This is a genomic window from Streptomyces sp. NPDC019224 (assembly GCF_040632605.1).
In the GTDB taxonomy this organism is placed as follows: domain Bacteria; phylum Actinomycetota; class Actinomycetes; order Streptomycetales; family Streptomycetaceae; genus Streptomyces.
Map to the genome: position 1 here is coordinate 38,920 of NZ_JBEYCF010000021.1, position 19,294 is coordinate 58,213.

General features: G+C 71.1%; 20 protein-coding genes. 15 read left to right on the forward strand and 5 right to left on the reverse strand.

Going from position 1 to position 19,294, the window contains the following annotated elements:
• Window positions 1–10 precede the first annotated feature (10 nt).
• Window positions 11–703: a beta-ketoacyl synthase N-terminal-like domain-containing protein gene (locus ABZ564_RS15990; RefSeq protein ID WP_360855835.1), complete on the forward strand. Its 693-nt coding sequence runs from the start codon at window positions 11–13 to the stop codon at window positions 701–703.
• Here ABZ564_RS15990 and ABZ564_RS15995 read toward each other — a convergent pair.
• Window positions 622–954: a DUF4333 domain-containing protein gene (locus ABZ564_RS15995; RefSeq protein ID WP_360855838.1), complete on the reverse strand. Its 333-nt coding sequence runs from the start codon at window positions 952–954 to the stop codon at window positions 622–624. The genes ABZ564_RS15990 and ABZ564_RS15995 overlap by 82 nt on opposite strands.
• Before the next feature lie 611 nt (window positions 955–1,565).
• Here ABZ564_RS15995 and ABZ564_RS16000 point away from each other — a divergent pair.
• Window positions 1,566–1,739 (forward strand): hypothetical protein, encoded by a 174-nt coding sequence (locus ABZ564_RS16000; RefSeq protein ID WP_360855841.1) that lies wholly within the window; start codon window positions 1,566–1,568, stop codon window positions 1,737–1,739.
• Here ABZ564_RS16000 and trpS read toward each other — a convergent pair.
• Window positions 1,720–2,787 carry a tryptophan--tRNA ligase gene (trpS, locus tag ABZ564_RS16005; protein WP_360855844.1) on the reverse strand — a complete coding sequence of 356 codons (1,068 nt, stop codon included), beginning with the start codon at window positions 2,785–2,787 and terminating at the stop codon, window positions 1,720–1,722. The two genes, ABZ564_RS16000 and trpS, sit on opposite strands and share 20 nt — an antisense overlap.
• A 577-nt stretch (window positions 2,788–3,364) precedes the next feature.
• Window positions 3,365–4,357 (reverse strand): aminoglycoside phosphotransferase family protein, encoded by a 993-nt coding sequence (locus tag ABZ564_RS16010; protein ID WP_360855847.1) that lies wholly within the window; start codon window positions 4,355–4,357, stop codon window positions 3,365–3,367.
• 203 nt (window positions 4,358–4,560) lie between these two features.
• On the opposite strand from ABZ564_RS16010, the gene ABZ564_RS16015 reads away from it, so the two are divergent.
• The 6 genes from ABZ564_RS16015 to ABZ564_RS16040 all read left to right on the forward strand — a co-directional run bounded on the left by ABZ564_RS16015 (window position 4,561) and on the right by ABZ564_RS16040 (window position 10,516).
• Window positions 4,561–6,300, forward strand: a complete 1,740-nt coding sequence (locus tag ABZ564_RS16015) for an Imm49 family immunity protein (RefSeq protein ID WP_360855969.1) — start codon at window positions 4,561–4,563, stop codon at window positions 6,298–6,300.
• 367 nt (window positions 6,301–6,667) lie between these two features.
• Window positions 6,668–7,921: a glycosyltransferase family 4 protein gene (locus ABZ564_RS16020; RefSeq protein WP_360855850.1), complete on the forward strand. Its 1,254-nt coding sequence runs from the start codon at window positions 6,668–6,670 to the stop codon at window positions 7,919–7,921.
• On the forward strand, window positions 7,918–8,781 hold the full coding sequence (locus ABZ564_RS16025; protein ID WP_360855853.1) for a hypothetical protein: 864 nt from the start codon (window positions 7,918–7,920) through the stop codon (window positions 8,779–8,781). Before ABZ564_RS16020 ends, ABZ564_RS16025 begins: the two co-directional genes overlap by 4 nt.
• Before the next feature lie 228 nt (window positions 8,782–9,009).
• Complete coding sequence (locus tag ABZ564_RS16030; protein WP_360855855.1) at window positions 9,010–9,672, forward strand: glyoxalase; 663 nt, start codon at window positions 9,010–9,012, stop codon at window positions 9,670–9,672.
• A 55-nt stretch (window positions 9,673–9,727) separates the two neighbouring features.
• Window positions 9,728–10,189, forward strand: a complete 462-nt coding sequence (locus tag ABZ564_RS16035) for a DUF1801 domain-containing protein (RefSeq protein WP_360855858.1) — start codon at window positions 9,728–9,730, stop codon at window positions 10,187–10,189.
• A gap of 72 nt (window positions 10,190–10,261) precedes the next feature.
• Window positions 10,262–10,516 carry a DUF6332 family protein gene (locus tag ABZ564_RS16040; RefSeq protein ID WP_360855861.1) on the forward strand — a complete coding sequence of 85 codons (255 nt, stop codon included), beginning with the start codon at window positions 10,262–10,264 and terminating at the stop codon, window positions 10,514–10,516.
• Window positions 10,517–10,534: 18 nt separating this feature from the next.
• Here the strand turns inward: ABZ564_RS16040 and ABZ564_RS16045 are convergent, their stop codons facing one another.
• Window positions 10,535–11,182 (reverse strand): TetR/AcrR family transcriptional regulator, encoded by a 648-nt coding sequence (locus ABZ564_RS16045; protein WP_360855972.1) that lies wholly within the window; start codon window positions 11,180–11,182, stop codon window positions 10,535–10,537.
• A 156-nt stretch (window positions 11,183–11,338) separates the two neighbouring features.
• Between ABZ564_RS16045 and ABZ564_RS16050 the strand changes: the two genes are divergently transcribed.
• The 6 genes from ABZ564_RS16050 (at window position 11,339) to dhaL (ending at window position 17,065) form a co-directional block, all read left to right on the forward strand.
• Window positions 11,339–12,808: an MFS transporter gene (locus tag ABZ564_RS16050; RefSeq protein ID WP_360855864.1), complete on the forward strand. Its 1,470-nt coding sequence runs from the start codon at window positions 11,339–11,341 to the stop codon at window positions 12,806–12,808.
• A gap of 236 nt (window positions 12,809–13,044) precedes the next feature.
• Window positions 13,045–13,530, forward strand: a complete 486-nt coding sequence (locus ABZ564_RS16055; protein ID WP_360855867.1) for a hypothetical protein — start codon at window positions 13,045–13,047, stop codon at window positions 13,528–13,530.
• Between the two features lie 377 nt (window positions 13,531–13,907).
• Window positions 13,908–14,519: a dihydrofolate reductase family protein gene (locus ABZ564_RS16060; RefSeq protein ID WP_360855870.1), complete on the forward strand. Its 612-nt coding sequence runs from the start codon at window positions 13,908–13,910 to the stop codon at window positions 14,517–14,519.
• Window positions 14,520–14,654: 135 nt separating this feature from the next.
• Window positions 14,655–15,170 (forward strand): tetratricopeptide repeat protein, encoded by a 516-nt coding sequence (locus ABZ564_RS16065; RefSeq protein ID WP_360855873.1) that lies wholly within the window; start codon window positions 14,655–14,657, stop codon window positions 15,168–15,170.
• 196 nt (window positions 15,171–15,366) lie between these two features.
• Entirely contained in the window at window positions 15,367–16,365 is a 999-nt protein-coding gene (locus tag ABZ564_RS16070) for a dihydroxyacetone kinase subunit DhaK (RefSeq protein WP_360855876.1), read from the forward strand.
• A 37-nt stretch (window positions 16,366–16,402) separates the two neighbouring features.
• The gene (dhaL, locus tag ABZ564_RS16075; RefSeq protein ID WP_360855879.1) at window positions 16,403–17,065 is read left to right on the forward strand and encodes a dihydroxyacetone kinase subunit DhaL; all 663 of its coding nucleotides are present in this window, start codon (window positions 16,403–16,405) and stop codon (window positions 17,063–17,065) included.
• A 20-nt stretch (window positions 17,066–17,085) separates the two neighbouring features.
• Here dhaL and ABZ564_RS16080 read toward each other — a convergent pair whose 3' ends face one another.
• Complete coding sequence (locus tag ABZ564_RS16080) at window positions 17,086–17,766, reverse strand: HAD family phosphatase (protein WP_360855882.1); 681 nt, start codon at window positions 17,764–17,766, stop codon at window positions 17,086–17,088.
• 556 nt (window positions 17,767–18,322) lie between these two features.
• Here ABZ564_RS16080 and ABZ564_RS16085 point away from each other — a divergent pair.
• On the forward strand, window positions 18,323–18,997 hold the full coding sequence (locus tag ABZ564_RS16085) for a ScbR family autoregulator-binding transcription factor (protein ID WP_360855885.1): 675 nt from the start codon (window positions 18,323–18,325) through the stop codon (window positions 18,995–18,997).
• Window positions 18,998–19,294 lie beyond the last annotated feature (297 nt).

Genomic DNA, 19,294 nt, shown 5'->3' on the forward strand with positions numbered 1-19,294 from the left:
CGAGGCGGACGTGGCCATCGCGGGCGGGACCGAGGCCGCGGTCACACCGATCACCGTCGCCGGCTTCACCCAGGCACGAGCACTCTCGTGGTACACCGTCGACCCCGCATCAGCGTCCCGGCCATTCGCCGCGGACCGCAGCGGATTCGTTCTCAGCGAAGGCACCGCTGTCATGGTCCTCGAAAGCGCCGAGCACGCCGGCGCCCGGGGCGCGCGCGTCCACGCGGTATTCGCCGGCGCCGGCATCGCCGCCGACGCCCACCCCATCACGGCGCCCGCGGCCGACGGCTCGGGCCAGATCGCGGCCCTGCAAAAGACCCTCGCGCAAGGTCTCGGCCGCACCGATGGCGAACTCGGAGGCGACAGCCTTCCTCACGGACCATTCCGCGTCGCGGTCCGGCCGCGCCTCGGCGACCATACGGACAGCTCGTTCGCGCAGCTCAAACAGGTACCGGGAAGAACGTGCCATGACTCGATCCTCCCGAATGACCGAGACCCCACCGAACCCGGAACGGTTCAGTCGTCCTGGGGAGTGCCGAATTCTTCCGCTCCGGGCCCCCAAAGCAGGGCCCCGACCAAAACCCATGTCCGGTCGGGGCCGTTTCCGATAAGGGCATGCCCTCACAACTTGGACATGCTCAGCTTGCCTTGGTCGTCGACAACTTCGACCTTGATCGTTTCCGGCTGGCCGGGGGCCACATAGACATCGCACTCGAACTTGATGCCCTTCTTGGCCTCTATCGCGGTTGGGCAGAACACCCCGTCTCGGGACATGCCCCCCTTCGCCGTCGACCGCGCGGTGGCTGACGCCTGCCGTTCCACTGCTTCCTGGTCCAGTAGTGGCCCTTGCGGGTGGTTTCCCACCACCTTGATGGTTACCACGACAGCGCAGACGGCGATTACAACGGCTGAAAGCCCTACGAGGGCGCGGGTGAACTTCCCTTGTTCGGTCACACCTGGCTTCCTACCGCTCCGGTGTCGGGGTGACAAGTACGGTCCAGCCTCGATCCTGCGTGACGGTCCGCCGTCGGAGTCGGTGGACCGTTTTCGTGAAGTTCCCCTCTGAGCTGGACAGCCTGATACCGGGACGACAGGTCCCGGAGGAAGCAGTCCCAGGCAGTGAGCAAGAAGAGCAAGCGGGCCGCGGTCGCGCTGGTCCACTCGTCGGGGAAGACAGGGACTGAGGTCGCCCGGCAGATGTTGCATCAACCGGTTGAACTCGCCGAATACATCTCACGCGAATACCGCTCCCTCATAAAGGAGTTGGGACTGCGTCAAAGTATGGGCAGAACGGGCTCCTGCTACGACTGCCAGTCCGTTCGTACCGGATCCCGCAAGGATCGGGTAGTCCCGGCCGTGACGGTCCGACTCTTGCTCACGACCGCCCCCGCGGGTGTCCTGGCGTTGATCTGTCGCCCGTCCGGCCGGGCACGCAGCAAGCGCTGCCGCCGGACGGACGTGACCTCATAGGAGCCTCGAGCCAACTCGTCAAAGCGTCCCCGTGACAGTCCTGTCCGTCCGGCCGACGACAGCGTGCACCCACGCCACCGACCGGAAGGAACGCGGTGAACACCAACGAGCAGCACAGGTCCGGGCACGTCGTGATCGGCATCGTCGCCGAGATCGACGTGGACACCGCTACGGAGCCCTTGCCCGGCCTGGCAGGGCACGAACCGGCTCCTCCGGTCGAGGAGTTCACGGCGGCGGTGCAACGAGTGCTCAGTAGTCGGCGTTCATGACCGCGCGCACCTCCTTGAGGGTTGCGTCCGCGATCGCGTTGGCCCGCTCGTTCCCGGCCCGCAGCACCTCCCTGATCAGACGGCGGTCCCGCGCGTAGGCTTGGCGGCGGGCGCGGATGGGCGCGAGGTACTCGTTCACGGATTCGGTGACACGGCGCTTGAGGGCGCCGCCGCCCCCGACGCCGACCTCCTCCGCCACCGTGTGGGGGTCGCTGTCCTCGCACAAGGCGGAAAGCAGGACAAGCGAGGACACCTCGGGGCGCGCGGCGGGGTCATAGGTGATGCGCCGTTCGGCATCCGTCTTGGCGCCGCGGATGAGGCGGGCGGTCTCGTCGGCGTCGATGGACAGGGCGATGGCGTTGTTGCGGCTCTTGCTCATCTTGGTGCCATCGGTGCCGAGCAGCAGAGGTGCCGCGGAGAGCAGCGCCTCGGGCTGCGGGAAGACTGAAGTGTGTTTGCCGTAGCGGTCGTTGAAGCGACGGGCAATGGTGCGGGTGATCTCCAGGTGGGGCAGCTGATCCTGCCCGACGGGAACCAGGCCAGCCTTGCAGAAGAGGATATCTGCGGCCTGGTGGACCGGGTAGGTGAACATCAGACCGCTGACGGCGGCCTGCCGGGAGTGAGCGATCTCGTCCTTGACGGTGGGGTTGCGGTTGAGTTCGGCGACAGAGACGAGGCTCATGAACGGCAGCAGCAGCTGATTGAGCGCCGGCACCGCACTGTGTGCGAAGATCGTGGAGCGCTCCGGGTCGATGCCGATCGCGAGATAGTCCAGGATCAATTCCTCGACGTGTTCCGTGAGGTTCTCGGCCACGTCCCGGTCGGTGAGTACCTGGTAGTCGGCGATCAGCACGAATGTCTCGACGCCGAGGTCCTGGAGTCTGACGCGGTTGTGCAGCGTCCCGAAGTAGTGGCCGAGATGGAGCCGCCCGGTGGGGCGGTCCCCGGTGAGAACCCGGAACTGTCCGGGTTCCTTGAGGATCAGCTTCTCCAACTCGGCGCTGCGGGACTGCGCGGCGGACGTTTCGAGGGCACCAGTGGTGTTCATGTTCTCTCCCGGTCGGTCACGGCCGCCCTCAGGTCGGCGCGCCTTCCGTGGGAAGAACTGACGGGCCGTCCGCAGGACGGCCCGATGCGTGCATGAGTACGGCCGCCTCTAAGTGAGGCGCCACCAGCTCAGACACTGCGGACAATGCATGAATCGACTCTAGCAGGGCCGTTCGGCCCCGAGCAGGGCTTCCATCTGACCGCATCGCCGCTCAGATACCCCGGAAGAGACCGTTGACGCGGCGGACAGCGGACAGAGCCCTCTTCACGCTCTCCGAAAACGGAAGAAGCGAGCGGCCGCGGTCGCTGAGGGGTTGGCCGGTCCGGCGGGGAGGTCCTGGCCGTCGAGCAGCGCCGCGAGCACGCTCGTATCCGCTGCGGGAAAGGCATCTGCTGGGGCGGACGCCCCCTCGCTCCCGCTGCCTGACCGACACCCGAACTCGTCCTCGCCCCCTCACACCATCGAGCGCTGCCTGTGCAGGACGCCATCGAACTTACGGACCACGACCCGGACCTCGGCTTCTCCCACAGGCCGGAGGCAACTGGCGGCCGGGCAGACCCGGTGGACCTTCTCGGCACTAGCCGGCGGCCAGTCGGGTGGTGAGGTCGCGGATCTCGCTGTAGGTCTTGGCCAGCTCGTCGTCCATGCCGAAGCGGTGGAACTCGAGCAGCAGCGCGGTGGCGTGCTTCGCCTCATAGACGAGGGCGCGCCGGCGGGCGCTTTCGGTCCGGCCCACAGGGCCGTAACTTTCCCAGAAGGCATCGCGTCCGGTGCCCGGCTTGCGTAGCGCCAGGTAGATCGGCCAGTCCGCTTCCGGGTCGCCCCACCAGGTCCGGTCGCAGTCGAAAATGCCCGTGATCAATGGTTCCGGCGTGCCTTCGGCCAGCATCGTGTTGCCGACCCAGAGATCGCCGTGCAGCAACCGGGGCTCGGTGATCTCGTCGAGCACGGCGCGGTCACGGACGGCCACGTCGATCAGCCCGGTGACGTCACCCGCATCGAGGCCGGCGTCGGTGAGGTCCGCCGCCGCCCGGGCGAACCAGGTGAACAACGCGTCGCTCCACGAGCCGTGCACCGGGCCGGCGACTCGGCCGAAACCCGGTCCGCGCACGCTGTGCACGGTGCGCGTGATGTCGCCCAGCTGGCGGAAGAACGCACCGCGCAAAGGCTCCGGGTACGTCGTGAGCACATTCTCTGCGGGCACACCGGCCAGGAAGGTCTGGAACAGGTAGTCGCGGCCGATCACCTGGTGAGTGAAGTCGATGGCGAGGGTCCGCGGCAGCAGGGCCGCCACCGGCGCCAGGTGCGGGACGCCGGCGTACTCGTTGCGCATCATCTCCGGATCGGCCTTGGCCTGTCGGGCCGGCGCCGGCGCGACGCGCAGCACCACCGGAGGGCCGCCCCCCAGGTCGATCCTGTAGGTGTTGTTGTAGTAGCCACCCGCGAGTTCAACCGCCGAACGCACAGCCGTGTCCTCGCCGAAGGCAGCGCGGGTCACGGCCTCGATTTCGGCCGCGGTCAGCGGCTGCTGGAATGCTCCGGGTCTCCGGTCGATCGGCTTGTAGTCCATGGTCCGCCGACCTTATCCGCCGGACGGGGCAGGCCGTCGAACACAGCCGCTCGCCCGGGACCGGGAGGGCCGTGATCCAGCGCACTGTGCAGCGCGCCCGGCCCCGGGCTCGGTCACAGAAGCCGTCGGCCTGTCAGACCCCGCGCCTAGGCTGTCGCAGAGATCGATCAAGGAGCGGGACAGTGCGCATAGAGCGTCACCAGGTGAGCCGGGCAGCCGTGTCGGCAGCACGCGAGGACTTCACGAACCGGATCGGGGGCCAGGTCCGGTCCATGTCCAGGGCCGGCCGGATGGCCGTCCACGAATGGCAGTCGATCGCCGACGAGTTCCTCGACTACCTGGGCGCCCTCTCCGTCGAAACACCCGGTCTCGACACCCCGGAGGCCAAGGCGGCCCTCAAGGACGCCTCGGAGGCCGCGGCAGGCGCCGTCGCCTATGCCGCCTACCACCCCCACTGCAGCTTCCAGGTGTTCCTGGAGTACGTGAATTTCGGCATGAGCTACGACCCGGGTGAGGAGGCCCCCGCGGAGAGCGTCACCACCGGGGAGTGGATCGACGCGCTCTGCCTGGCCGTCCTCGGGGACAAGGCCGAGTGGCACGGCGAGGCATTCCACTTCGCCCGGCAGAAGTTCGCCGAGCAGGCGCAGGGCACGCCTGCCGGCGAACTCGCCACCGGATTGACGGCCGTGGTCCTGGACGACACCGGTGACGACGAGGAGTACCCGCCGAGCGCGCAGGCCAGGCTCGCCGCCATCGACGCGGCCCTGGAGCGTGTCCGCACCCGTGCCTCGGAAACCGGCCACCCCCTCCTGGACCGGCCGGACAGCGCGGCGCTCCACGCGTTGCGCGCCCTGGTCGTCGCGGACCGGAAGGCCTTCGATGCCGCGCTCACCGGTCTTCTGGCCGGGCACGCCGCCCTGCAGAGCCCCGTGGTCTCTCCGAGCACTCTGCTCCCGCTGGTCCCCCTCGCTCTCGCCGCGCTCGCGTACCGGACGCTGGGCTGGGCGCCGGCCGTCCGCACCGACTACCTCCCGCACGCGCTGGTCACCGGCTTCGAGACCAGGGGTCCCAGGGTGGGAGGGTTCGGCCGCAACCGGCGGCCGGACGCGGTCGCCGCGCTCGCCGCGGGGCCGCTGGTGGTGGAGCGGCCCGCCTGTGAGCGCGAGGGGATCGAGCGGATCGAGGCCGTGTACGAGGAACACCTCCGGGAAGCGTTCGCCCCCGTAGGCGGAAAGCCCCTTGCCGTCTGGCGTCTCGACAGTGCCCTGGGCGATCAGGAGCGCCTGTTCAAGTGGCGGGCGGGCAACCCCGGTACCGACACGGGCGCCCAACTCGCCACCCTTCGTCTGGCCTCCCGGCTGGGGGCGGCGCTGTTCCGCATCGCGCTGGCGGAGCCGGGCACCGACGCCGAGGTGACCATCGACGGGCGCACACTGCGCTACCCGGCCGAGCGAGGCGAGGAGGCGGATGCCGGAAACTGGCAGAGGGCCGTCGCCTTCGCCCTGATCACCGGCGCACGCGAGGACCTTGCCCCGCTGGTCCTCACCGGCCCCGGCTTCGCCCGCCCGGACGGCTCCGCGTTCACCGCGTACCGCGAGGCCCTCCACTCCTACCTGAAGGGCGCCGACGCCGAAGCGGCCGCGCGGCGGGCGCTGCAGGAGGCCGAGAAGGCCGAGAACCTGGGCTTCGCGATGCCGCCCGCCGTGCTGCTGTCGCAACTCGTGGAGGGGGACGAAGAGAGCTTCAACCTCGCTCTGGCTGACGCCCTCGAAGCCCACCGGGCCTACTACCAGGTCGCCGATCGCGCCGACGATCCCGATGCTTCCGTCAGCCTCGACGCCCTCGCCCTGGCCTGTCACGCCCGCCGCCGTGGCTGGGCCATCCGCGTGGAGACCCCCTATCTGCCGCTGGATCTCCTGCGAGCCGCTGAGCCCTTCCAGTGACCTGGGTCAGGGCTGGGACCCGTCTCCACGTATCCCGGGCGGGGACCGGCCGCATGGCAAGGGCAAGGGCAGGAAGAGCCGGCCGCAGCGGCGGGAGTGTTCGCCGCCTTCTCCGGCAGTCGCTCGTCGCTGCCCTTGTCTGCGTCGTCGTTGTCACACGACCGAGGTGGCTGTCCCCACGGCCCCGCCCCCTCCTCCACGGCCCGCCGCGTCTGCAGCCGCCCGGGCGGAATCCGCAGGTCGGAGGGGAGAACTCTGCGTACGACCCGTAGGCGGACCGAAGGGGTCGTCGCAACACCTCGGTCATCGAGGAGTACTGAGGCGCTGGGCAGGCAACCGCCCGTAGGTGCCGGCCGTCCTGTACTGCATGAAGATCTCATTCCTCATCCACAACGCATACGGGATCGGAGGGACGATCACCACTACGTTCAACTTGGCCCGCGCACTGGCCGATCGGCACGATGTGGAGATCATCTCCGCGCTCAGGAACCGGGAACGGCCGAGCCTCACGCTCGATCCGCGCGTGCGGCTGCGGCCCTTGGTGGATCTGCGGCATGAGAAGAACGACCCGCGGCATCTGGCACCGGCGAAGATCTTCCCTTCGTCCGAGTACCGCTACCGGGAGTACAGTGCGCTCACCGATGAACGCATCGGCGAGGCGCTGGCGTCGCTCGACACCGATGTCGTGGTGGGGACCCGCCCCGGCCTCAATGTCCACCTGGCCCTCCAGGCCCCCGCGCGGGCGGTGCGCATCGGCCAGGAACACCTCACGCTCGACCACCACTCGCCGCGGCTGCGCAACGCGCTGCGCAAGGTCTATCCGCGCCTGGACGCGATCACCCCCGTCACGGAGGCCGACGCCGCCGTCTACCGGCGCAAGATGCGGCTGCCGGGCGTACGTCTGCAAGCACTGCCCAACAGCGTGCCTGCCCCCACGCTCGCGCCGGCGGACGGCCGCGGGCGCATCGTGGTCGCCGCCGGCCGGCTGGCGCCGGTGAAGCGGTTCGACCTGCTGATCGAGGCCTTTGCCGCGGTCGCCGCGGCGCATCCCGACTGGACGTTGCGCATTTATGGCAGGGGCGAGGAGCAGGAGCGGCTGCGAGCGCTCATCGACCGGCTCGGGCTGTACAACAACGTCTTCCTCATGGGTGCGGTGACCCCGATGGAAGCCGAGTGGGTCAAGGGCTCGGTCGCGGCGGTGACGTCCGATTACGAGCCCTTCGGCATGACCATCGTCGAGGCGATGCGCTGCGGGCTGCCGGTCGTGAGCACCGACTGCGCGTACGGCCCCGGCGAGATCATCGTCCCCGGCGAGGACGGCCGGCTGGTTCCCGTCGGGGACCGGGACGCGCTGGCCGGCGCCCTGCTGGACCTCGTGGGCGATGACGAGCTGCGCCGGCGCATGGGACGCAGCGCGCTGGAGAACTCCCGTCGTTACGGCCCCGCCCCCATCGTGGCCCAGGCCGAGCGGCTGTTCGAGGAACTGATGGCGGCCCGGAGGGACGGCCGAGCGGTGGCCGGGACGGACCGCACCCTGGCGAGCAGCGGTTACGCGGCCAGGGACACCATGCTCATCGCGGCCAGCAGTGTCGTGAGGGCCGCACGGAAGGCGCGACGATGAGTGGCGTAAAGGGCGAAGACGTGAACGGGTCGTCGGAGAAGCCGTGGGGAGCGGTGACGGTGCAGGAGGACGGGTCTTTGCTCATGCACGTCCGCCTGCCCCTGCCCGCCTCGGCACGGCCGCGGCTGCTGCTTCAGCTGCGGCCGAAGAAGGGGAAGCCGGAGGAGACCAGCCGCTGCCTCGATCTGGAGGCCGCGGGGCAGGACCAGTGGCGGGCCGTACTGGAGGCGGCCCCGGCTCTGGAGGAAGGCCGCTGGGATGCCTACGTCGTGGGCGCGCCGGGCGGGGATCGCGTGCCGTTGCTGCCCGGTCTGCGTGAACTGCGCACGCTGGTGTCCGGCGGGGGCGGGCTGGGAGTCATGCCGTTGGCGGTCCGGATTCCGTATGCCACCAAGGACGGCCGGCTCGCCGTACGGGCCTGGCGGCGTGCCGCGCACGCGGAGGCCGGGCGGATCGTCCTCGGGGGTGACTCGATGACCGTGACGGCGCGGCTGTTCGGCGCCCGCCCGGGTGAGGGCGCGGTGGTGTCGCTGCACCGGCGCGGGCAGGGTTCCGCGCCGGTGCAGATCGCGCTCCGGGCCGAGGGGGACCAGGACTTCTCGTTCACCGTCGCCTACGAGGAGCTCCTGGCGGAAGCCGGGGGGCCCGCGGCCGGGGAGGCGCCGGTGGTCTGGGACGTGTACGTCCGCCCGGCCACCGGTGCCTCGCGGATCCGGGTCGCCCGCCTCCTGGACGACATCGCGGACCGCAAGGCGGTCTTCGTCTACCCGGCCACCACGCTCGGCGAGGTGTCGGCGCGGCCGTACTACACCCTCGACAACGACCTCTCCGTGGAGATCACGCCGCAGCGCCCACGGTGAACGTCGCAAGCGCACCTGTCCGGACGGGCGTTGACCGACCAGAGCGTGCGGCCCATGCCGCCGGGGAAAGCGCCGGCGGCCGCCGCCCAGAGGCTGGGGGTGAGGGCGGGCAGCGCCACCATCGCGATGGTGCCGATCAGGGGGATGCCGGCGTGTGGCGCAGCAGGTGGTGAGAGCGGTCAGGAATCGAGAAGCCCCGGCACCGGGGCGGCCTCTAACGTGATGTTCATGGAAACCACCACTGCCACCAAGGCCACGGCCTCCCTCTCCTCCGTCACCCTTGAGGTGGCCGACGTCGAGGCGGCCCGCCACTTCTACAGCGCTTTCGGCGTGGACACGTACGTACGGCTGCGGGCCTTTGAGGAGGCGCACGGCGCCGGGTTCCGCGGCTTCACGCTGGCGCTGACCGTGTCCGGCCCGGCCACCGTCGACGGCTTCGTCGCCGCCGCGGTGGAGGCCGGCGCCACGGTCCTGAAGCCGGCCGTCAAGTCGCTGTGGGGGTACGGCGGCGTCGTGCAGGCCCCGGACGGGACGATCTGGAAGATCGCGACCTCGGCCAAGAAGGACACCGGTCCCGCCACCCGCGAGATCGACGAGGTCGTCCTGCTGCTCGGCGTCCAGGACGTGAAGGCCACCAAGCAGTTCTACGCCGGCCGGGGCCTGACCGTCGGCAAGAGCTTCGGCGGGAAGTACGCCGAGTTCGTCCCCGGTGGCTCCGACCCCGTCAAGCTCGCCCTGTACAAGCGCCGCGCCCTCGCCAAGGACCTCGGCGTCGCCGACGACGGCCCCGGCGCCCACCGGATCGTCCTCGGCAGCACCGGCGGCGCCTTCACCGACCCGGACGGTTTCGCCTGGGAGCCCACCGCGTCCACCGACGCCGACCGGTCCTGACCCCGGCCCCGACTCCCCGCCTCAGCCCTTTTTCCGTACGAGAGGAACCCCTGTCATGACGTCGACGAAGTCCCCCGAGGACTACAGCGGATTCACCGCCGAGGAGCGGGCCGCGATGAAGGAACACGCGAGCGAGGAGAAGAAGGCGGCCTCCCGGCGGGGCTCGTCCCGCGCGGAGAAGGAGGCGGCCGCGGAGCAGGACGTCCTCGCGAAGATCGCGGAGATGCAGGACGACGACCGCGCCCTCGCCGAACGCGTACACAAGATCATCAAGGAAGCCGCGCCGCAGCTCGCGCCCAAGCTCTGGTACGGCATGCCGGCGTACGCCAGGGACGGCAAGGTCGTCTGCCACTTCCAGAGCGCGGAGAAGTTCAAGTCGCGGTACGCCACGCTCGGCTTCAGCGACCAGGCGGCACTCGACGACGGCGCCATGTGGCCGGCCTCCTACGCCCTGACCGGCCTGACCGCGGCCGCCGAGGAGCACATCACCGCGCTCATCAGGAAGGCGGTGGGCTGAGACGGCCCGCCATCGGTCACGATCCCGCACCGGCCGGGCCCCGGGGTGTGTCCTCGGTGGGAGACGTGCCGCATGGACATGGGGCGGGAGTCGCGGTGGGAGAAGGACGCGATGACGGTGGAGATCGTTTTCGCTCTCGTCACCGCATCCGTACCGGCCGCGACGGTGTTCGCCGTGACCTTCGCCCCGGTCCTTGCCCTCGGCGTCTCCGGCCCGGCACGGAACGACACGCTGACCGGCGGTGCGGTGCTCGCGGCGGCGGCCGGGGTGTGGCGCGTGGTGCGGGTGCCGCGCCGGTTCGACGCGCGGCGGCGTGAGGGCCACTGACCGCAGGGGCCGGGCGGCCTACGCTCCCGCCTGCAGCCGCAGACCGGCCAACGTCAGTTCCAGCGCGGAGCGGAACTGGTCGAGGTCGTCGTGGCCGTCGAACTCGTCGGCGATCTCGTGCACGAACGGGAACTCCTCCGGATCGAGTTCCCGCCAGCTCCGGGCGAAACGGCTCAGGTAATCCTCGCGGCCCACGACGCCGTCAAGGACTTCCTGCGGCAGCTCCTGCCCCAGGTCGATGGCGGAGCCGACGACGACCCCGAAGATCGCGGACACGGCGTGGAACCGCTGGCGCGCGTCGAGGTTCAGGCGCAGCGTCTGCCGGCCGAGCTTCTCGTACAGGCGCAGCGAATTGCTCTGGACGTCGGTGTTGCGCATGAAGTAGGCCCCGAGCCAGGGCCTTTCGACGACCGCGTCGAACAGTGTCATGGCCATCAAGCGAAGGTCGTCGACGGGGTCCTCGCCGGGCGGGAACTTCTCGATCTCGGCGAGCACCGCGCCCATCACGTGGTCGGTGGCTCGGTCGAGCAGTTCGTCCTTGCTCGCGACGTACCAGTAGATGCTGGCGACGCCGCCGCCCAGGCGCTTGGCGAGCGCGCGGAACGTCAGCGCGGACGCTCCGGCCTCGTCGAGCAGGGCCACCGCCTCGGTGAGCACGGACTCCATCGAGTGCGAGGCCCGGCGACGCCCGCCCTCGGAGCGGCTCCGCTGCTGTGCCATGGCCTCTTCCCCTCGCTCTTTGCATCTTATCGAACGCCGTTCTATCGTAGCGCATCGTACGTCGTTCGATAGCCGAACGATGTTCGATGAGAGGACCGCGCCATGACCACCGCCCCGCCCCGAACCGGGCCTCGCGCCTACACCTCCCTGCGCGCGGCATGGATCCCCCTGGCCGCCCTGTGCCTGGCCTTCTTCGTCGAGATGGTCGACAACACGCTGCTGTCGATCGCCCTGCCCACCATCGGCCGCGACCTCGGCAGCGGGACGACCGCGCTGCAGTGGGTCACCGGCGCGTACTCGCTCACGTTCGGGGGCCTCCTGCTGACCGCCGGGTCCATGGCGGACCGGCTCGGCCGCCGACGGGTGCTGCTGATCGGGCTCGCCGTGTTCGGCGCGCTCAGTCTGTGCGTCGCCCTCGTCACCACCGCGGGCGAGCTCATCGCCCTGCGGGCCGCACTCGGCGTGGCCGCCGCGGCGATGGCGCCGATCACGAACTCGCTGGTCTTCCGCCTGTTCGACGAGAAGGCTCTTCGGATGCGCGCGATGACGGTCATGATCGTCGTCGGCATGTCCGGCTTCGTCCTCGGCCCGCTGCTGGGCGGTACGGCGCTGGCGCACGTGCGGTGGGAGTGGCTGCTGCTCGTCAACGCCCCGATCGCACTGATCGCGTGCGTCGGCGTCCGGCTCGGCGTGCCGGCCGACCGGCCGGAGGACCTCACCGAAGACGCGCTCGACGTGCCGGGCGCCGCCCTGAGCGTCACCGCCATCGGGCTCGCCTGCTACTCGCTGACCAGCGGCGTCGAGCACGGCTGGCTCTCCGCGATCACCCTGGCGACGATCGTGGGCGCCGTCACGGCCGGGCTCGCGTTCGTCCGGCACGAGCGCCGCACCGCGGCGCCCATGCTCGATCTGCGCCTCTTCTCCAACGGCACCGTCCGCGGCGCCGCCCTCGCGCAGATCGGGACCTCCATCGCGATGGCCAGCGTGATGTTCGGCCTGATCCTGCACTTCCAGTACGCGTACGGGTGGAGCCCGGTGCGGGCCGGTCTGGCCAACCTGCCGATCATCGTGACGATGCTCATGGCCACTCCCCTGTCCGAGTGGCTCGCCCGCCGGTTCGGCCACCGCATCGCCTGCCTGGTGGGCGCGGCCTGTCTGGCGGGGTCGCTGGCCGGTCTTTCCTGGGGCGTCGGGCACGGGTATGCCGTCATCGCGGGGTGCATGGTGCTCATGACCGTGGGGCTGCGCACCGTGATGACGATCTGCGCGGTCGCCCTCGTCGAGGCGATGCCGGGCAACCGCACCTCGATCGCCGCGGCTCTGAACGACACCGCCCAGGAGGTCGGCTCCAGCGTCGGCACCGCGGTGGTCGGCACGCTGATCGCCGCGCTGGTCACCACCCGGCTCCCCGCCGGTGTCTGGAGCGGCGGCCTCGTCGCGTCCTTCTTCCACGGCGAACGGATCACCTACGCCCTGCTCGCCGTCGTCGTCGGGCTGATCGCGGCCGGCGGCGCGCTGAGCCTCACCGACTCCCACTCCGTGGAGGAGCACCCCGTCGAGGAACCCGCCTGACGTGCGTCCCGCGACCGGCCCCGTCGGTCCCGGGTCCGGTCGCCGGGAGGCAGCGGGTTCCTGGTGCGACCTGACGGCTGCGACGGTGCGCCGGACACCGACCGGGCAACCCGCGTGCTCGGCCCGGGGCCTGCTACTGGGGTCTGACGACCAGGTTGGCTCCCCGGTATGACGTGGTCGGCGCGGCCGTACCCCTACTGTCCGGTCACCGCACCGAAGCCGAGAAGGGGCTCCCCATGACGACCACGCCCAACTCCCTCACCGCGCGCCGCCGCCCGCTGCCGCGGCGGGCGGCCCTGCTCGTGGCCCACGCTCTGCTGGCCCTGCCCGCCACCGTCGTCGCGCTGGTGCTGGCCGTGACCGGCAACGCTTCCGCCGCCGGACGGCTGCAGCGACGCCTCGCGGCACTCGGCGGGCCGGCCGCTTCCCCGGCGGACACCGGTACTCCGCCCGCTCCGGACCGCTTCCGGACCGTCGCCGGCCGGGCCCTCCGCGGCCTCCCGGCGAACACCCTCGCCTTCGTGCCGGCCGCCGCCTCCGTGGCCCTTCTCATCACCCGCGGCCTTCTGTACCCGCTGGCGACGGCGGGCGAGGACGTCTCCCACGCCTGGGGTGGCCCCACTCCAGCAGGCGCCTGGGCGGCCCACTTCGCGCTCAGCCTGGCCATGGTCGCGGCGGTCGCCGCAGTCCTCGTCGCCACCCGGCGCCCACATCGCTGGTGACCGGCGGGTCCGCCTCCGCCTCCGCCCCGGCCGCGGGCGTCGGGCACCGGCAGACGCAGAACGCGGGGGAGCGCCTCCATGTCCTGCGCCGGGGCCGCCGGCGGGAAGAGGCAGGCCGAAAGCCCGGAACCCCGGCCCTTTCCGGAGGCACCGCACGACGGCGAGATCCTCACCTGCACCGTCGCGGCGTTCCAAAGGTCCGGGGTGTCCGCGCTCCGGAGGACAGCCGGCAAGCGGGTGTCGCGCCGCCCGGGTGACGCGGACCGCCGGTTTCATGCCGGGAGGAGCTGCGGCTCGTCGGTGTTCGTCCGGCGATGAGTTCGCGGGGCTGCGCCGGTCACCACTGGAAGACACCCCGATCGTGAAGGGACAGTCCGATGACAAGCCTCATGGTGGACTTCATCATCTCGCTCGACGGATACGCGGCCGCGGAGGGCTGGCCCGGCTTCTGGGGCATGGAGGGGCCCGAATACCTCGCCTGGATCGACAGCGAGGGCGAGAAGCGGCACGTCAGTCTGATGGGTGCGACGACCTACCGGCTGATGTCGGGGTTCGCCGCCCGGATGGCCGACGACCCCGGCTTCGCCGGGCTGAACGCCATGCCCAAGGTCGTCTTCTCGTCGACCCTCGAAGCACCTCCGGCCTGGCAGAACACCGAGCTCGTCAGGGGTGACGCCGTCGAGGCCGTACGGGAGATGAAGAAGAGTGCGACGCGGCCCCTGCGCACCCTCGGCAGCCTCACCCTGTGCAGGTCACTGCTGACGGCCGGTCTCGTGGACCGCTTCCGTGTCGTGATCTTCCCCGTGATCACCGGCGCCACCGGCCGCGAAAGGATCTTCGACGAGTATCCCGACGTACGCCTCGATCTCGCCGGGAGCCGCACCTTCGACGGCCGGCTCCAGCTGCTGGAGTACGTCCCCACCGTGCTCGACGGGCCGCCCGGGGAGAACGGCGGGCAGGACGCCGGAGGTCCGGGTCAGGTGCCGTGAGGCCGTGGCGGAGCGGTGGTGTCCACGCCCGAGGATGAACTCCTCTCCGTGGCGGGCGCCCCGGCTCCGCGCCACCGGAACGGGCGCCGGGTCCGGTGCACCGGTGCGGGACGCGATGTGCCACCGTAGGGCGGCATGAGCGATGACCGTGAGAGGGATGCGGCGCTGGCACGCGCTGTGCGACTGCGTGTCCAGGGGCGGGCCGGCGCCGCCCGGGAACAGCTGCTGGAGCTGGCCGAGCGGTATCCCGAGGATGCCGCGGTCGCCTATCAGACCGCCTGGGCCCACGACGTCCTCGGCCTGGAAGCGGAGGCCGTACCGTTCTACGAGCGGGCCCTGGCGCATGCGGGACTCTCCCGGGAGGACCGTCATGGTGCGTTCCTCGGACTGGGCAGCACTTATCGGGTTCTGGCCCGCTACGAGGAAGCCGCGCGGACGCTACGGAGCGGGCTCGAGGAGTTTCCCGACGATCCGGCGCTGAACGCGTTCCTCGCCATGGCCCTGTACAACCGCGGCGAGGGCCGCGAGGCGGTGGGGCTGCTGCTGAAGACACTCACCGTTTCCAGCGACGACCCCGGAGTGCGGCGCTACCGGCGGGCGATCGAGCACTACGCCGACGATCTGGACGCCGTGGAGCCAGGGGGCGGCTGACGAGCAACGGACAGCGGTTACGGGGCCGGGTCGCCGGGCGTTCCGGTGTCATCCTGCGCCCACCCGTCACAGGACGCCTCAGCCGGCCCGGTGGCACGCTGTGCGACTTGCCGCATGCGGACCGCTACCCGCACCATGGGATTATCGTCCGGATCGACTCGTACGGCCCCCGCCGTGGACGGGATGGGTGCGGCTTATGGCCAGGTACTTCGAGAACGGCGCCGGTGAACTCGTGTCCGCCGCGTTGTCCGGCTTCGCCCGGGCGCATGCGGATCTTGTGCGGTACGACCCGGCGGACGGTTTCCTCACCGCCCGGCACCCCGCCCCCACGCGGCGGGTGGGGCTGTTGTCGGGGGGCGGGTCCGGGCACGAGCCGCTGCACGCGGGGTACGTCGGCGCGGGCATGCTGGACGCCGCCTGCCCCGGGAGGGTGTTCGCCTCGCCGCACAACCGGCAGATCTTCCGGGCCTCGCGCGCGGTGGCCGGGCCGGCGGGCGTGCTGCACATCGTGAAGAACTACACGGGTGACCGGATCAACTTCGGCATCGCGGCCGAGCGGCTCGCGGACGCGGGGATCGCCTGTGCGCGGGTCCTGGTCGACGACGACCTCGCCACCGAATCCGAGGACATCGCCGCCGGGCGGCGCGGTACGGGCGCCACGGTGCTGCTGGAGAAGGTGCTGGGCGCCGCCGCCGACACCGGCATGGGGCTCGAAGAGCTGGCGGAGCTCGGTACGGGCCTGACGGGCCGGTGCCGCACGCTCGCCGTCGCCTCGGCCGCCCACCACGCGCCGGCCACCGGTGAGCCCGCGTTCGTACTGCCGTCCGGTGAGCTGGAGTACGGCGTCGGAATCCACGGGGAGCGCGCCGCCCGGACCCGGGAGCAGGGGGAGGTGGGCGAGCTCGTGGAGGAGATGACGGGCGCTCTGCTGGACTCGTTGCGGCCCCGGGCCGAGGAGTCCGTCGTCGCTCTCGTCAACGGGCTCGGTTCGGTCACTTCGCTCGAGTTGTACGGCGTCTTCGGTGAGCTGGGGCGGGTGCTCGACACCCGGGGGGTACGGCTCGCGCGCCATCTGGTGGGCGACTACGTCACGGCACTGGACATGCGGGGGTTCTCCCTCACACTCATGGTCGCCGACCGGGCCACCCTGGATTTCTACGATGCGCCGGTGCGCACCCCGGCACTGCGGTGGTGACGGTCCGCGCCGCGCGACGGACGTACGAGGAGGGCCCATGACCAGCAACGCACTCGACGGCGCGCGGACCCGCGACTGGGCGGGGCGCTTCGCGGAGTCGGTCCACGCCACCGAGGCGGAACTGACCGCGCTCGACCAGCAGGCGGGGGACGGGGACTTCGGTGCCAACCTGGCCGCCGGCGTCCGGGCGGCCGGTCTGCTGCTCGACCGGGTGGAGACTTCGGCCGGTCCGGCGGAGTGTCTCGGCGCCATGGCCACCGCCTTCCTGGACGAGGTGGGCGGGACCAGCGGCCCCCTGTTCGGCCTGCTGTTCCAGGCGATGGCCCGGGCCGCAGGAGCGGGTCCGGAGCTGACGACGGGGGCGCTCGCCGAAGGTGCCGCCGAGGGCCTGGCCGCCATCCGCCGGGTGGGTGACGCCTCGCCCGGTGACAAGACGCTGGTCGACGCGCTGGCGCCGGCCGCCGAGGCGCTGCGGGCGGCCGGGGCCACGCCGCCCGCCGACGCCCTGGCCTCGGCTGCGGAAGAGGCGTGGCGGGGGGTGCGCGAGACCGCGGCCCAGGCGGCACGCATGGGGCGGGCCAGCTACCTGGGCGAGCGCGCCAACGGCGTCCCGGACCCCGGTGCCGTGGGCATGGCGCTGTTCTTCGCGTCCGCCGCCGGTACGGTACGGTCGCTCACCCCCCACCTCGCCGGTGACTGATCATGCGTGCGGGGCGTCCGTTACGGGCCGAGGCGGCTGCGGGCCCAGCTGAGCAGCTCGGGGTCGGCGAGGCCGGTGACCCACAGGTCGGCCTGCTCGGCGTCCGGGTCCGGCGGGCGCGTCCCGATGCCGATCACGCGCAGGCCCGCCCGGCGCGCCGACTCCATTCCGGTCAGCGAGTCCTCCACGGCCAGGGCATCCTCGGGCGGTACTCCGCAGAGGCGGGCCGCCGCCCGGTAGACGTCCGGTTCCGGTTTCGGCCGCACCTCCCCGTCCGCGACCACGACGTGCTGGAAGCAGCTGAGGAGTCCGGCGCGGTCGAGGCACGATTCCACCGTGGCCCGGGGGCAGTTGCTCGCCACCGCGAGCGGGCGGTGGCGAGCGGCCAGCCGTACCAGCGCGGCGGCGCCCGGCATGGTGACCGGGTCCTCCTCGACCAGAGTGGTGAAGGTGCTCAGCAGGGCCTCGGCGAGCTCGTCGACGAGGTCCGGTTTGCCGGTCTCCCGGGCCATGAGGGCCCCGCACTCGATGTAGTGAACGCCCTTCGCGCGGTCGGCGAATCCGGCGGGCGGCGTGAGCCCGAAGAGCCGGAAGGTGATGTTGCGGGCCTCCTGCCAGTGCCTTTCCGTGTCCATCAGGGTGCCGTCGCAGTCGAAGACGATGGCGGACGGGGACCAGGAGAGGATTCGATGAGCTGTCATGTAACCACCGTTCTCGGAGGCTGCGCCGGCCGGTTGGGCGCAAGGGCGCAGAAACGTGCCGGGAGGCACACATAAGGAAGGGGGCATCGGACGCGGACGCCGTTCCACGGCTACTGCGGTCAGGGCGGTGCCGCTGAGGGCGCCGCGGCGGACTCGGACCCTCAGGATCACCTCGTCCGAAACATCATGGTCGTTACGTTAATTTGGCCTATTCAATTTTCGCAATCACCAATTCGAGTGCACCGAAAAGCCTCGGAAGGTGTCCGACGAGTTTGCGAGCCGGCCCGGCGAGCGCCGTTGTCCCGCGTCGGCCAATCGGCAGAAACGCCTGATGGGGATGGCGTTCCGAGGTCGTCGACGGGGGCGGGCGGGGGCGGGGTTCACGCGCACCCCGAAACGATTCTTCCGGCAGAACGCCGGATTGCGCGGAGCCACCCACACACACGCCCGGACGATGAATAATAAGATCTTCGCGCGATGCGACTGCACCCTACGCCGACGGGCGGAACGGACTTTCATGTCGCGGTGCCAGAACATACGAGCGAAGGTGGAACAGGTGCAGGACAGGGCGCGCGCGACCCGCAAAGCACTGCTGGAATCGGCGGCACACCTATTCGCCGAACGGGGATATGCGGGAACGAGCGTCAATGACATAAGCGACCACTCGGGAAAAACCAGCGGGGCGATCTACTTCCACTACTCCAGCAAGGAGAAACTCGCGCTGGCCGTCGTCCGCGAGCAGTTCGCCACCTGGCCGCAGCTCGCCGCCGCGTACGCCGCACCCGGCGTCCCCCCGCTGGAGAAACTGGTCGCCCTCAGCTTCCGCGTCGCCCAGTCCCTCAGCGAGGACGTCCTGGCGCGGGCCGGCGCCCGGTTGTGGGCGGAGCGCCGCGCCATCGAGGCGCCCGTGCCCGCACCGTTCGACGCCTGGACGCTGGCCTGCGCGCGGCTCCTCGCCCAGGCCCGGACACGGGGCGAACTCGCGGCGGGAGTCGAGCCGTCGGCGGCGGCCGTGGCGCTCGTGTGCGGGTTCTACGGGCACTGCACGCTGACCGACGAGATGCCGGACAAGGGGACCTGGGCGGAGCGGCTGGACCAGTGGTGGCGCATGGTCCTCACATCCCTTCAGGCAAAACCCGATCCGGCGGGTCTGCTCGCCCGGGCGCGGGCCCGGATCCCCGCACAGACCGACGCGTCACGCGCCGACTCCCTTTCCCGGCAGGGCGGCTGAGCACCCGCGGTCCGGCTCCCGCCGCGGGACCCGCGTCGGCGGCATGGCGGCCGGGCCGCCGACGGTCGAGGACGGGCGGCGCCGAGACCGGCGCCGGTGTCCCCTCCCCCGCCCACGAGACCGCCGCCCTGCGGTAACGGGGCGACAGGGAAGCCGCGTTGGAGGCACAGGCAGAATCCCTGTCCATCCGGCGGGAGACGTGCGACCGGGGCGGCACGGCCGACTGCCCAGCCTTCACGGCCCGCGCCCCTCTCCGTTTCGGCACCCTCGAAACAGCCCGCACCAGCTGGGGGCGGC